Origin of the sequence: Sphingobacterium sp. lm-10 (genome assembly GCF_023554555.1) — a bacterium.
GTDB lineage: Bacteria > Bacteroidota > Bacteroidia > Sphingobacteriales > Sphingobacteriaceae > Sphingobacterium.
The window spans coordinates 14,156-28,580 of record NZ_JAMJWC010000003.1; the positions used below are offsets into that span (position 1 = coordinate 14,156).

Annotated in this window: 13 protein-coding genes; 4 read left to right on the forward strand and 9 right to left on the reverse strand. The window is 43.1% G+C overall.

Translation table 11 applies throughout. From position 1 onward, the window contains the following. Window positions 1–31: 31 nt before the first annotated feature. The 3 genes from M8998_RS14720 to M8998_RS14730 all read left to right on the forward strand — a co-directional run bounded on the left by M8998_RS14720 (window position 32) and on the right by M8998_RS14730 (window position 5,761). Entirely contained in the window at window positions 32–2,353 is a 2,322-nt protein-coding gene (locus M8998_RS14720; protein ID WP_249994175.1) for a glycoside hydrolase family 65 protein, read from the forward strand. 140 nt (window positions 2,354–2,493) lie between these two features. After that, window positions 2,494–4,335, forward strand: a complete 1,842-nt coding sequence (locus M8998_RS14725) for an alpha-amylase family glycosyl hydrolase (RefSeq protein WP_249994177.1) — start codon at window positions 2,494–2,496, stop codon at window positions 4,333–4,335. Window positions 4,336–4,417: 82 nt separating this feature from the next. Then, entirely contained in the window at window positions 4,418–5,761 is a 1,344-nt protein-coding gene (locus tag M8998_RS14730; protein ID WP_249994180.1) for an MFS transporter, read from the forward strand. A 40-nt stretch (window positions 5,762–5,801) separates the two neighbouring features. On the opposite strand, the gene rimK is transcribed toward M8998_RS14730, so the two are convergent. The 7 genes from rimK to M8998_RS14765 all read right to left on the reverse strand — a co-directional run bounded on the left by rimK (window position 5,802) and on the right by M8998_RS14765 (window position 12,466). Beyond that, window positions 5,802–6,740: a 30S ribosomal protein S6--L-glutamate ligase gene (gene rimK / locus M8998_RS14735; RefSeq protein ID WP_284040531.1), complete on the reverse strand. Its 939-nt coding sequence runs from the start codon at window positions 6,738–6,740 to the stop codon at window positions 5,802–5,804. A gap of 43 nt (window positions 6,741–6,783) precedes the next feature. Continuing rightward, the gene (locus M8998_RS14740) at window positions 6,784–7,215 is read right to left on the reverse strand and encodes an ATP-dependent zinc protease family protein (protein ID WP_249994184.1); all 432 of its coding nucleotides are present in this window, start codon (window positions 7,213–7,215) and stop codon (window positions 6,784–6,786) included. Window positions 7,216–7,236: 21 nt separating this feature from the next. Then, window positions 7,237–8,415, reverse strand: coding sequence for an AIR synthase related protein (locus M8998_RS14745; protein WP_249994186.1), 1,179 nt, complete (start codon window positions 8,413–8,415; stop codon window positions 7,237–7,239). 123 nt (window positions 8,416–8,538) lie between these two features. After that, the gene (gene purH / locus M8998_RS14750; protein ID WP_249994188.1) at window positions 8,539–10,065 is read right to left on the reverse strand and encodes a bifunctional phosphoribosylaminoimidazolecarboxamide formyltransferase/IMP cyclohydrolase; all 1,527 of its coding nucleotides are present in this window, start codon (window positions 10,063–10,065) and stop codon (window positions 8,539–8,541) included. 45 nt (window positions 10,066–10,110) lie between these two features. Next, the gene (gene purN, locus M8998_RS14755) at window positions 10,111–10,686 is read right to left on the reverse strand and encodes a phosphoribosylglycinamide formyltransferase (RefSeq protein WP_249994190.1); all 576 of its coding nucleotides are present in this window, start codon (window positions 10,684–10,686) and stop codon (window positions 10,111–10,113) included. A gap of 270 nt (window positions 10,687–10,956) precedes the next feature. Next, window positions 10,957–11,820, reverse strand: a complete 864-nt coding sequence (locus M8998_RS14760; protein WP_249994192.1) for a hypothetical protein — start codon at window positions 11,818–11,820, stop codon at window positions 10,957–10,959. A gap of 34 nt (window positions 11,821–11,854) precedes the next feature. Next, window positions 11,855–12,466 (reverse strand): hypothetical protein, encoded by a 612-nt coding sequence (locus M8998_RS14765; RefSeq protein ID WP_249994194.1) that lies wholly within the window; start codon window positions 12,464–12,466, stop codon window positions 11,855–11,857. A 507-nt stretch (window positions 12,467–12,973) separates the two neighbouring features. Here M8998_RS14765 and M8998_RS16375 point away from each other — a divergent pair. Beyond that, window positions 12,974–13,123 (forward strand): PLDc N-terminal domain-containing protein, encoded by a 150-nt coding sequence (locus tag M8998_RS16375; RefSeq protein WP_502957381.1) that lies wholly within the window; start codon window positions 12,974–12,976, stop codon window positions 13,121–13,123. A gap of 189 nt (window positions 13,124–13,312) precedes the next feature. Here M8998_RS16375 and M8998_RS14770 read toward each other — a convergent pair whose 3' ends face one another. After that, window positions 13,313–13,750, reverse strand: a complete 438-nt coding sequence (locus tag M8998_RS14770) for a hypothetical protein (protein WP_249994197.1) — start codon at window positions 13,748–13,750, stop codon at window positions 13,313–13,315. Window positions 13,751–13,829: 79 nt separating this feature from the next. Then, entirely contained in the window at window positions 13,830–14,207 is a 378-nt protein-coding gene (locus M8998_RS14775; RefSeq protein WP_249994200.1) for a hypothetical protein, read from the reverse strand. Between the last annotated feature and the right edge of the window lie 218 nt (window positions 14,208–14,425).

Sequence of the window (14,425 nt, forward strand, 5' to 3'; positions counted from 1 at the left end):
TAATAAATGTCTAAAGAAAGATAACACATAGATGAAAGATTATATAGTTAAATATCCCTGGCAGATTATAGAAGATCAGTTCAGACCAGAATACAATGAGATTTCTGAAAGCATTTTTTCCATCGGAAATGGTCGGATGGGACAACGCGCAAATTTTGAGGAAGATTATTCGGGCAAGACACTCCCGGGCAGTTATGTGGCTGGCGTATATTATCCAGACAAAACCCGCGTAGGTTGGTGGAAAAATGGGTATCCTGAATATTTTGCGAAGGTAATCAACTCCACCAATTGGATTGGTCTACACCTCACGGTGAATGGCACGTTGGTCGACTTGGCTCAGGTAGAAGTCACACATTTCGAAAGGCGGCTGGATATGAGAGCGGGCGTCCTACATCGCTACGTGGAGTTGGTGATGCCAGATCAAACTGCTTTGTCCATCACTTCCCAAAGAATATACAGTGTAGCAGAGTCGCAATCGGCCGCGTTATCTTATGAGGTTAAGATATTAAAAGGCCAGGCCAGTATAGTGTTAGAAACCGGATTGGATGGTGATGTCAGCAATCGGGATTCTAACTATGACGAGAAGTTTTGGGAAGAAGTTAAGCGTTCCACGGATCACGGACAGCTTAGTCTGCAACTGCGTACCAAGAAAACGGGATTCGATGTACATAGCCGGGTGGCACAGCGGGTCATCGCCCATGAGAATCCGGTAGACGTATCAGAGGTAATCGATAGGGATAAATATGTCGCACAGCAATTTTCGTTCGATTTACAGGAAGGCGAAACGGCTATTCTTTACAAATATGTGGTTATTCTGACCAGTGAAAACCATCCCGTATCCGATTTGGAAGCCAATGCACAAGCCTTATTAAAAACCGTGAGTGGCGATGGCTTTGAAAAGCTATTGCAGGATCAGGAAGCAGGCTGGGCAAAAATCTGGCGAGACAGCGATATACAAATTGAGGGCGACATCGCCGCACAGCAAGCGATTCGCTTCAATATCTTCCAGCTCTATCAAACTTATACCGGCGAAGATGACAGGCTGAACATTGGGCCGAAAGGCTTTACCGGCGAGAAGTATGGTGGCGTTACCTATTGGGATACCGAAGCCTATTGCTTGCCATTCTATATGGCTACAACCAAGCCGGAGATCGCCAGAAACCTCTTGATTTATCGCTATAAGCATCTGGAGAAAGCAATTGAAAATGCAGCTAAGTTAGGTTTTAAAGACGGTGCTGCATTATACCCTATGGTTACGATCAATGGGGAAGAATGTCATAATGAGTGGGAGATTACGTTTGAAGAAATTCACCGTAACGGAGCCATTGCTTTTGCTATTTACAATTATGTACGCTATACAGGTGATGATAGTTACTTGCAAGAATACGGTCTCGAGGTTTTGATGGGTATTGCACGTTTCTGGGCACAGCGCGTGAACTGGAGCGGTGCTAAGCAACAGTATGTTATGCTGGGCGTCACTGGCCCGAATGAGTACGAAAACAACGTCAATAATAACTGGTACACCAACCGCATAGCTGCTTGGTGTTTGCAGTATACCGCTGATGTCATAGGGGAGTTAGCGTCCACCCATCCCGAGCGTCTACAGCGTATTTTAGAGGGCGCCTCATTTGTACCAGCGGAAAAAGAAAAGTGGCAGCATATCGTGGCCAACATGTACTATCCGGAAGATGCGGAAGGCGGCGTGTACTTGCAGCAAGATGGTTTTCTGGATAAGGAGTTAATTCCAGTTAGCGACTTGCCTGCTTCCGAGCGGCCATTGAACCAAAAGTGGAGTTGGGATCGCATTCTGCGCTCCTGCTTTATCAAGCAAGCAGATGTATTGCAAGGGTTGTACTTTTTGGAAGATCAATACGATCTGGATACCATTCGTAGAAATTACGACTTCTACGAACCCATGACGGTACATGAAAGCTCGCTATCCCCTTGTGTACATGCCATCATTGCTGCCAAGTTGGGTAAAGAAGATAAAGCGTACGAATTCTACCTGCGCACGTCTAGATTGGATTTGGATGATTATAATAATGATACGGAAGACGGATTGCATATCACCTCCATGGCAGGTACCTGGATGACGATCGTAGAGGGATTTGCGGGAATGCGCGTGCGAGACGGTAAATTGCATTTTCAGCCAATTCTGCCTAAACAATGGAACAGCTATAGCTTCCGAATCAATTTCCGCGGAGCCGATTTGCAAATCACGGTAAACAGGGAAGGCGTACGCCTGACGAATGCTGGCCAACAAGCTGTTCAAGTCGTTCTTGCGGATACGCTGCATACCATCCATGCGGAAAGCAAATTGGATGTGTCGCAACCGATGGTGGCAAATGCCTAAAGGTTCAGGAAAGTGGCTGCCTATTTTTGGTGACCACTTTCACCTTTCAAAGAAAGAGATTAAACAAAAAAAGAATTGTATTGTCCTAATGAAGGATCAGACACGATACCTAATCTGATCGTCTATACATCGATAATTAAATGAAATATACTGGATACCCCACTAGGTGCTTGCCGATGCTTCTGGCTATAATAATGGGATCTTCCTGTGCTTCTTCGCATATGAATAACTTAGCGCTGCTGAATAAAGAAAATACGCTGAACGAACCGACTCCGGATAATAAGTTAGTGATCTATCAATCGCTGGTTCGGCACTTTGGGAACAAAAACACCACGAATGCTTATTATGGCGTTATCGAAGAGAATGGCGTAGGTAAGTTTCACGATTACACCAATAAAGCACTTGTTGAATTAAAAGATCTGGGCATTACACATATGTGGTATACCGGTGTGCTTGAACATGCTACTATGACAGACTACAGTGCTCATGGCATTGCGGTCGACGATCCGGATGTCGTGAAAGGACGTGCAGGATCACCGTATGCGATCAAGGATTACTACGATGTAAATCCCGATTTTGCAGTAGACGTACCCAATCGCATGCATGAATTTGAACAACTTATCGCGCGTACACATCAAGCGGACATGCAGGTGCTCATCGATTTTGTACCTAACCACGTGGCGCGTTCGTACGGATCCGACCAGAAGCCGGCCAACGTTCGTGATTTAGGGGCAGACGACAATACCGACGTTTCCTTTTCTGCGGGTAATGATTTTTATTATTTACCGGGACAGCATTTGCAGGTTCCACAGGGATACAATCCGGGTGGAGATGCGTTTCAATCGGCAGCAAAAGACGGTAAATTTGACGAGTACCCGGCAAAGGTGACGGGTAACAATGTCTTTTCTGCCAGTCCTTCGAAAGACGATTGGTTTGAGACAATCAAGTTGAATTACGGCGTAGACGTGCAGGAAAACAATAGGCGAAATTTTGAACCTATTCCACCATTGTGGCACAAAATGCGGGATATCCTGCTATTTTGGGCGGCTAAAGGCGTAGATGGCTTCCGTTGTGATATGGTCGAAATGGTTCCTGTAGAATTTTGGAGCTGGGTCGTGCAAGAAGTAAAACAAGAATATCCCGAGATAATCTTCATTGGAGAAGCCTATAATAAAAACGAATACGCCAACTTCTACGATGTAGGCAAATTTGATTATCTCTACGATAAAGTAGGGTTATACGATACCTTGAAAACCTTGGTTCGACTGGAGGATCAGGCCGGTGTGCAAGGAATACAGGATGTATGGCGACGCGAGGTAGCAGGGTATTCTTCGAAAATGCTTCGCTTTTTAGAAAATCACGATGAGCAGCGTTTTGCGTCTCCAGATTTTGGAGGAGATGCCTGGCGGGTGGTACCTGCTATGGTCGTCACAGCAACCCTCTCCACCAGTCCGGTCATGATCTACAGCGGACAAGAAGTGGGAGAACCGGGAGCAGGTAATGCAGGATTTAGCGGAGAAGATGGCCGTACCACGATCTTCGATTACTGGGGCGTACCTCAACATCAGAAATGGATGAATGAAGGCGCATTTGATGGTGGGCAATTGACGGAATCGGATAAAGAGTTGCGCTTGTTTTACCGCACGTTATTGCATGTAGTGCGCGACCAAAAGGCCATCAGAGCCGGTGGGTTTTATGATCTAATGCCTGCGCAACACGATAATGCCAGCATGCCACGCCGCGTTTACGCTTATTTGCGTTATACCGAGAACGAGCGGTTGCTGATCGTCAATAATTTCGAGCACACCGCGCAGGAACTAACTATTAACCTGCCTGCTGATGTGATGGAAGCCTTTGATCTGAGTGGCAAACAGGTACATTTTAAAGATCTATTGACCGATAAGGAATCATCTGTGGAACATTTTCAAGGTCGGATTCCGGTGCAGATCCCGGCGAATCAATCTCTTATATTAAAGTTTTAAAACGTGTAAAACCTCGATCATCCTACATAGTGCTACATCATGACGTGCACGTACAAGTGCTGATCGATATAAACCAACTATCATGCATAAACCAATACGTAAACCATCCTTAAGCCTGGCGCAGATTTTTCATATGAGCTTCGGTTTTTTGGGTATCCAAATGGGCTTTGCTCTTCAGAATGGTAATGCCTCCCGTATTCTACAAACCTTTGGAGCCGATGTGGAGCATTTGTCGCTGTTCTGGTTGGCTGCACCCCTTACAGGAATGATTGTACAACCAATCATTGGCCATTACAGCGATCGTACGTGGAATAGCTTAGGTCGGAGAAGACCGTATTTTTTGGGCGGGGCTTTGTTTACTGCTGTCGCGTTGATTTTTATGCCTAACTCTGCAGTGCTTGCGGCCATGCTACCGCCATTATTGATTGGAGCTGGTATGCTCATGATTATGGATGCTTCCATCAATGTAACGATGGAGCCTTTTCGCGCACTGATTGCCGACAACCTACCGAGCGAACAGCGTAGCTTAGGATTTTCTATGCAGACCTTTTTAATTGGCTTGGGTGCGGTGTTAGGATCGTGGCTCCCTTATATTTTGGCAGAATATGGTGGTGTATCTAAAGTAGCTGACGCGGGTTTTGTGCCTAATAATGTGATCTATTCTTTCTATGTCGGTGCTGCGGTGCTTATTTTAAGTATCCTGTGGACTGTTTTCACGACAAAGGAGTATTCTCCTGAAGAGTTGGAGAGCTTTGAATCGGGGCAAGCAACCGCTGTCACTGAGCCCCTTGTAGAACGTGGTTTTTTCAAAGGCCTGGCAGAGGATATTAGAAATATGCCTACTGCGATGCGTCAACTGGGCTTAGTGCAATTCTGTTCCTGGTTCGCGCTTTTTCTGATGTGGGTATTTTCTACGCCCGCGATAGCAGAACACATTTACAATGTCCCAGCCGGAGATACCACTTCGGTAGGCTATGCCGATGCGGGCAACTGGGTTGGTGTACTGTTTGGTATTTATAATGGTGTTTCGGCTATTTACGCCTTGTGCTTACCAAGAATCGCCCGTGCTATCGGAAGAAAAGCAACGCATGCCTTGTCGTTGACGATCGGCGGTATCGCGTTAGGATCAATTTATTTTATGACAACGCCAGAGATGTTGATCTTTTCTATGGTGGGAATTGGGATTGCTTGGGGAAGTATTCTAGCGATGCCTTATGCGATTCTGAGCGATAGCCTTCCTGCACGCAAGATGGGATTGTATATGGGTTTGTTTAATTTCTTTATCACTTTTCCGCAGATTGTGAGCGGACTGACGAGTGGGTATTTAATCAAATATGTATTTCAGGGGCAAGCGATCTATGCATTGCTTGGAGCGGGATGTCTGATGATTATCGGAGCGATCAGTGTACGCAAGATTAGCGCATAATTCCAGATTGGATTATAGCATAAAAAGAGAAAGCAAACTATTAAAGTTTGCTTTCTCTTTTTACAGTTCTTTTGACGCGAACGGCTGGTTTTAAGGCCTGTTTTGCCTCATGCTGTCGTTCCAGATATTGAATAATTTCGCTGGCTATATCTTTACCCGTCGCGGTTTCGATCCCCTCTAGTCCGGGAGAAGAATTCACCTCCAGAATGAGCGGCCCACGATCCGAAGCCAACATATCTACTCCAGCTACGGTCAATCCCATGGCTTTGGCAGCTGAGATAGCGGTTTCTTTTTCTTTACGGGTCAATTTGATGATTTCGGCACTACCACCCCGGTGCAGGTTAGAACGAAATTCTCCTTCTTTAGCCGTCCGTTTCATGGCGCCGACCACTTTACCATCGACCACGAAGGCGCGGATATCAGAACCTTTCGATTCTTTGATGTATTCCTGAATCAGGATGTTGTTTCCCAATCCATAGAAGGCCTCAATCACGGATGAAGCTGCTTTCTTGGTTTCGGCAAGCACCACACCGATACCTTGTGTACCTTCCAGTAATTTGATCACTAAAGGAGCTCCTCCTACCATGCTAATCAAATCGTCTACATCAGAAGCTGTGCGGGCGAAGCCTGTAATAGGAAGCCCTAAGCCAGCTCCCGAAAGAATTTGCATACAACGCAGTTTATCTCTCGAACGCGTGATTGCCTGGCTTGGATTGGCAGACAACACGTCCATCACTTCGAACTGACGTACAATAGCCGATCCATAGAAGGTTACTGAAGAACCAATCCGCGGTACGATCGCATCGATACCGGCGATATCCTGTCCTTTATAATGTATGCTAGGCTTGTCTTGTTGTATACCGACATAGCATTTGCTATGGTCGATTACCACACATTCGTGACCGCGTGCCTGCGCTGATTCTACCAGACGTCGAGTAGAGTACAAATTTTTATTTGTCGATAAAATGGCAATTTTCAAAACGTAGTTTTTTTAAGGAAAACAAAGAATGAGTGGATAAGTTTTAGCGCAGATTCTGCCCCAGATTTCTTTTTGATACATCGACTAGAAATTTTCCGGTAATAAAATTTCTGCCTAGCAACATAGGATAGGTCATTGCGGAACGATCCCGAAAAGAAAGTTTGATATCGTATAATGTGTTAAAGAGCTTTACTTTGGTGCGAAAGATATGACGTGTCTCGGCGTGGCCAAAAGAACTTTTCACCGTGCGTTCGCGATGCACTGGAAATCGGATTTCCATGGTTTCATCCGAATCATCGGATGCCGCAATATGTGCTAAAATGTACATGTGCCCATTTTCTTCGAACACTTCCATATCTTCGCAATGCACGACAGAAGTCTCTGCCCCCGTATCAATCTTTGCTGGCAAATTGTACAACCCTAATTCAGGTAAGTCTACAATCTCCGTGCGGCCTATGATTTTTTTCTCTTTCACAATACGCTATTTTGGATACCATTAATGGTATACGAATTCGCCATACGGCGATTGAATAGTTACTTGTTTTTTGTCTGATGCTTCTACGCGTCCAATAATCTGTGCGTCGATATCAAAAGACTGTGATAAGGCAATAATATCTGCAGCAAGCTCTTCGGGCACATACAATTCCATGCGGTGGCCCATGTTGAAGACTTTGTACATCTCTTGCCAATCGGTACCTGATTCTTTTTGAATCAGCTCAAACAGTGGCGGAATGGGGAACAAGTTGTCTTTGATAACGTGTACCTGATCCACAAAATGTAATACCTTAGTTTGCGCACCTCCAGAACAGTGTACCATACCATGGATTTGCCCACGATATTGATCCAGTATTTTTTTAATCACCGGTGCGTAAGTACGCGTTGGCGATAATACGAGCTGTCCTGCCGTTACTTCCTGACCATCGCCGATAGCAATTTTTTCGGTGAGCGAGCGGCTACCACTAAATACTAAATCATAGGGTACAGCCGGGTCAAAGCTCTCTGCATATTTCTCTGCAATCGCTTTGTTAAACACATCATGTCGTGCAGAAGTCAATCCATTGGATCCCATTCCACCATTATACACCGATTCGTAGCTCGCTTTTCCGTAAGAAGCCAAACCAACGATCACATCACCCGCTTGGATCGTATGATTGGAGATCACATCCGAACGTTTCATCCGGCAAGTCACCGTGCTATCCACGATGATCGTGCGCACGATGTCGCCCACATCAGCCGTTTCGCCACCGGTAGAATAAATGCCAATGCCCATATCGCGTAATTCAGCCAGAATCTCTTCTGTACCGTTAATAATCTCCGCGATCACCTCACCCGGAATCAGGTTTTTATTACGACCAATGGTGGATGAAAGCAAGATATTGTCCGTGGCACCAACGCATAACAGATCATCCAAATTCATGATAATCGCGTCTTGGGCAATACCGCGCCATACCGAAGCATCGCCAGTTTCTTTCCAGTATACATACGCCAACGAAGATTTAGTGCCCGCACCATCAGCATGCATGATATTGCACCAATCTGCATCACCTCCTAAAATATCAGGAATGATTTTGCAGAAAGCCTGTGGATAGAGTCCTTTATCAATGTTTTTGATCGCATTGTGTACGTCCTCTTTTCCGGCCGAGACACCACGTTGATTGTATTTTAAGTCTGACATGTTAGCGCAAAAGTAGGGAATTGGAAAGGAAAAAGTGAAATACCAAGTCACTAAAAACGGGGCTAAACAAAAATCCCTTCCTGATCGAGGAAGGGATTTGTATAAACGCGCTTTAAATAGCGATTAGTGTTTGAAGTGACGCACACCCGTAATCACCATGGCGATACCTTTTTCATTGGCCATATCTACCGAAAGTTGATCTTTGATAGATCCACCTGGTTGCAACACAGCGGCTACGCCATGCTCACCGGCAATCTCCACACAGTCTGGGAATGGGAAGAAAGCATCGGATGCCATCGCGCTGTCTTTAATGTCAAACCCAAATGATTTTGCTTTTTCGATCGCCTGTTTCAAGGCATCAACGCGAGACGTTTGTCCCACACCAGAAGCGATAAGGGTATTATCTTTTGCAAAGACAATGGTGTTGGATTTGGTGTGCTTCACGATCTTATTCGCGAAGTAGAGATCCGCTAATTGTGCTTCCGTAGGCTGTGTCTCCGTTACGGTCGTCATCAAATCAGGTCCTTCTACCGTGTTGTCCTTATCCTGCAAGATCACGCCGTTCAACAATGTTTTGAATTGTTGCTGGGGCAACTTCACCGTGTTACGTTTTAGAATGATGCGGTTTTTCTTCGCTGTCAATACTTCCAAGGCATCTTGATCATACGCCGGAGCGATCAAGACCTCAAAAAATAATTTGTTGATTTCCGTTGCGGTCGCTGCGTCAATTGTTGCATTGGTAATCAATACCCCGCCAAAAGCAGATACCGGATCACAAGCAAGTGCTGCTGTCCAAGCGTCTAGTACAGCAGGACGGGAAGCTACGCCACAGGCGTTTGTATGCTTTAAGATGGCAAAGGTAGGGTCTTCAAATTCGTCGATAATAGCCACTGCGGCATCTACATCCACTAAATTGTTATAAGAAAGCTCTTTGCCGTTTAGTTTGTCGAACATTTTCTCCAGATCACCGTAGAATACGCCTTGCTGGTGTGGGTTCTCTCCGTAGCGCAATACTTGACTTTGCTGAGCGGATTGTTTGAATACCGGTAGCGGATCTTCTTGATTGAAATAGTTGAAAATCGCCGTGTCGTAGTGAGATGAGGTGTTAAAAGCGCGCTTAGCAAACGACTTACGTTGTTCAAGCGTGGTTACGCCAGCTTGTGCTGCTAAGATTTCCTCCAGCTCTTTGTAATCATTCTTCGACGAAATAATCACGACATCGTTGAAATTTTTTGCAGCAGCACGGATTAAAGAAATGCCACCAATATCAATTTTTTCGATAATATCTTCTTCTGAAGCGCCAGAAGCAAGCGTTTCCTCGAATGGATATAAGTCTACAATGACCAAGTCGATTTCTGGGATTTCGTATTGTGCCAACTGCTCTTTATCACTTTCCAATGGGCGGCGAGAAAGAATTCCGCCGAATACTTTAGGATGCAAGGTTTTTACCCGGCCACCTAGAATAGATGGATAGGAGGTAAGATCTTCTACGCGCTCTACGCCAATACCTAAATCCTGTATAAAGGATTCTGTACCACCTGTAGAATAGAAGGTAACTCCATATTTGTTTAATAACTCAATAAGAGGGGCCAATCCGTCTTTGTAATAAACGGAAACCAATGCATTTTTAATCTTTACGGCGTGGTTCATTATCTTCTGCTTATGAAGCCGCAAAGGTAGCAATAAATGAAATATTTAGTTGTATTTCTTGAGCAAGTTTTCGATTACCTTCGGATAGTGGAGGTGCTCCAGCTGCTGTCCTTTAAACTTAATCACTTCTAACGTATCGTTGTTCTCAACGGCAAACTTGCCTTGGTAGATCACTTCGCCTTCATCAAAATGCTCATTCACGAAGTGGATCGTAATGCCGTGTTCCTTTTCGCCAGCAGCCAATACTGCTTTATGTACACGATCGCCATACATTCCCTTTCCGCCAAACTTGGGTAATAAGGCAGGGTGGATGTTGATAATCTTATTGGGGAAAGCCTGTAATAAATTCTCGGGAACCAACAAAAGAAAGCCCGCCAACACAACCAGATCAACCTCAAGACGCTTGAGTAAATCGACCACCTCATTGGTGTCGTAAAATGCTTTTTTATCAAAAATGTGGGAAGGGATTTCAAAGTTATCGGCACGTTGCAATACGTAAGCATCAGGGTTGTTACTTAACACAATGGCCACCTCGGCGAGGTCAGCATATTTAAAATGTTCCATGATTTTCTGCGCATTGGAACCTGATCCTGAAGCAAAGATAGCGATACGTTTTTTCACAAATATATATTCTTGATAGTGTCAGTAGCTTTTTTTACACTCAAATATACTGTTTTTCGGGCTAAACTTTCCTTATTCCATCGCATTTTAAAGGGATGCAGTCGCTAAAAAGGAGTTTTCATGTGCCTATTCGATTTCTCCTTGTACTAAGTCTGGTTATCCATTACTTCGTAGTGGATAAGGATGGAAAGCATCTTTCTTTGGAAGATTAGCATGGACTTCTAATAATGAAAACCATATTGACATTTCAGCACCAGTGCAAATCGTTTGCTAAAAATTATTTTCAAAGGTGGCATAATTTTTTAATTCAAACATAATCATGTACAGCGGCTCTTCGAAATCCTTTGGGGTCACAGGTGATTGTAAATAGTTATACACATGCGTGAGTGGATCATCATCATGGCTAGCTTCATTTGCCGCCTTTCCGTAAGTAGAAGCCCTGATAGTACACTGCTGCAAAATTTTGCGTGTTTCGGGCGAAATTGCCGAACCATTATAAAGGGCTTCTTCTACGGCTTTGGAGGCGATCTCTCGATCAAGGTTGGTCTCTACCAGAACCATAGCCTTGCGGCCGTAATAGACGGATACGACAAAAGCCCACTCATCCTTGTTCAATCCGGAGATGTAGGCTTTATTCAGCATATCGTATTCTACAAAGTCCATCATAATATCTAAGAAAGTGGTCTGCGCATGTAAAACGAAATTGTTCTTTTTGTTTAGATTTTCATTGGCGGTCAAAAGATAATATTCTGGATCCATGGTCTGTCCAAAATAGCGATTTACATCTCCATAGGAAGTGATATTTTGTATGCCAAATGCCAGATTGCTCGATGTATAATTGGCCAGATTAGCCTTTGCTACGATCTTCTTCAGCGCTTCCTCGTAAGAAGCTTTACCACCTGCATAGCGTTCCATTTCCAAAATACTTTGGGAAAGTATCCACATCGAATCCACATCATGATCCAACACCTCGTATTTTGCAGTGTTTATGCTGCTTTTTTTGACCAACGCACCGGGAAAAATAATTTCTGGATTTTTCACGTAAAACTCTCTACTCGTATTGCTCTGTGCATGCGCTTGACCAATTGAAAGCAGTAGTGTTATCAAAAGAAATAGGCGACTCCTTGTATTCATATATAGTCTATTTTAAAAGATTCTTAGATGTACGTTAGTTTTGTTCTCGAAATAATAGTTCTTCCGTCACCCCGTAGGCGTGGCTCGAAGTTTCATTGAGATGCTTCTTCGTGTCGAACGGTGTAGCTCCGTAGTGCTGCTCCATAACCATCAAACTTCTGTTGGCGAGTAGGCGTGTTTGTCTGGAATAGGAGATGTGTATCTGTAATACTCCCTCTTCCACGATGCTGCCGAGCAATAGTTCCTGATTGTCTTGGCCGGTTAATAGATATAAATCTTTATCGCTGTTTTTCCAAAGAGATTTGTACCGGTCTTCTGTTTCGGCGGTGCTGATAATGGTTGAATCGTTTGTGACCAAGATCGTGGCTGGTGTGAAAAGCTGGATTCGTGCTGCGAAATACTGAGCTATTTCCGCATCGCTTAACGTATTGAAAGATACTCCCTTTTCTATCTTTACTTTGGTAACAGATTTTTTCTCTCCAAATAGATAGTAGACCGAATCTGGCTCATCATCTTCTGGTTCTGGAGGTGGCTCGGTGGGGATCTCGGGTTCAGGTTCTGGCTCAATTACCTTTTTAGTACATCCCGTGATAAAAAGGAAACTGATAAATAGCAATACGAGTAATACACGGTAGGATAGATTCATTTCGATTTTAGTTAGATGTGACCCACCATTTCCCTGATGGCCAGGTAATCATGAGCTGATGCTCAAATATAGTAATTTTATCGATATTAGGTAAAAAATATAGGTGTAACTTGCTAGTATTGAGCTGTAAAATCATGTACGTATGGTGGGTATACAAGCCAATGAGGATGGTTGACAATTGCGCAGCTGTATACAGCATATTTTTCACGACTTATTTGTTCTCATTGAGTCTTAACATTATTCCATTGGGCAGAAACAAACATATTGTGGGTAAAAATCCATCATAATCCGTAATTGCAATAACGGGAGAAAATAGCTCGAATGTGGAGACTGGCGATGACGGCATGTTATGGAGGTAGAATTTAGCATCCTAAACATGTACAGAATGCAATAAATCGAATATTTTATAAGACTTCGAACGTCAAACGACAATTAAGCAATAATTTCTCTATAATTAACGTATCATTTTTGAATTTAAAACGCTATCCGATGGAAATTATATTTTTGATGCTATACTTATCGCTGGTAGTATATGCAATATACCGACTGCTGAAATTTGAACCGTTAAGCAGTTCAACCCGAATTTTGTGGTTAGTTGCTATTCTTCTATTTCCATTTATAGGTTCTGTTGCTTTTCTTATATACAGCGCAAGATGACCTCATTCGTGAGGAGCTTATAGGTTACAACTGATAATCCCTAATATTAGCAGTATATTTGATCTATCTCAAAAAAACGTTACTTTTGTTTAGAAGCTTTCTAAAATTATATCATAAAAAAAGGCTTTCGAAAAAGCCTTCTATTTTACAACGAAATGTGTTTAAAGTTTACCTAGAGCTAGATTTTAACTATCTACCCAAAGCACCTCGTCTTTCAATCTCTGCTCGAAGGCTATTAAACCACTCCCCATATATCTGAGGTTCATATACCATCTGCTCTTTCACGTTTTTGTTGTTTTGACCCCAATAACCAGTACTTGTTGATTCTGAACCTTCGTACATGGAGATTTTTACCTCTGTTACGCTGTCATTCACCTCTTCCACGTAAAACATAGCCTTAGATGTGTTTGCGTCTTTTGATGAACCTGTCCAAAACCTTTGCGAGGCAGCGTTTTTGTTTTCAATTCTTTTACTCGCATTTAATAATCCTGTTTCCTTATCAGCTCGATCAACAATGTAACCTTCTGATTGTAATAAACTTATTATTGATTTGAATACCATGTCGGGACTAGCATCAAACTGTTTTGTGGTCATCATCTTTATTTCTGCGGGAGTGCGCGTATTCATTTGAGTTGCGCAAGAAATAAAAAGTGGTAGTACTAGAAGGTAAATGAATTTGGATAATTTGTTCATGGTTTGTTATATGTTAATAAGAAGTTGATATCACAGAATAATCTTTAACGGTATCATTTTCATCAAAAGTGATTATTAAGTCGAAAGATTTGCTATTACTCGACTGACTAGCTCTTTGCCCTGAGAAAAAATTTGTACGTCCTGCCCTTTGTTCTACTGACATTTTGTTGTAGCTCCAAACTTCGAGATTTGACTTGTTCTTGGAAACAAGATTTGGAGAACCGAAGATTTCTACAATTTCATCTTGCTTCGTAGAACCTTTAGCAATTTTGCTCTTAACCATACCTATAGTTAGGTTAGACTTATTTGTGGTTTCTTCAACACCATACTTATAACTATTACAAGAAGCCAAAGTAAAAAGAAGAACGATTGGTATAATTATGCTTTTCATATTAGGATATTTTCCGCAAACATATGAAAAAATATTATTCCATTATCACAGTTTATCCAATTTTATGGAGAGTCTTAGTTCGAAAGTGCATTTAGCCAGAAGGAACCGAGCTTCAAATTTCATTATAAAGATTGTATCGTCGTAAATGAGATAATAATTACTGTGAAATGTCACAGATAACAAGCGGGCACTTTGTTTAATTAAGAATGCCTGTACTC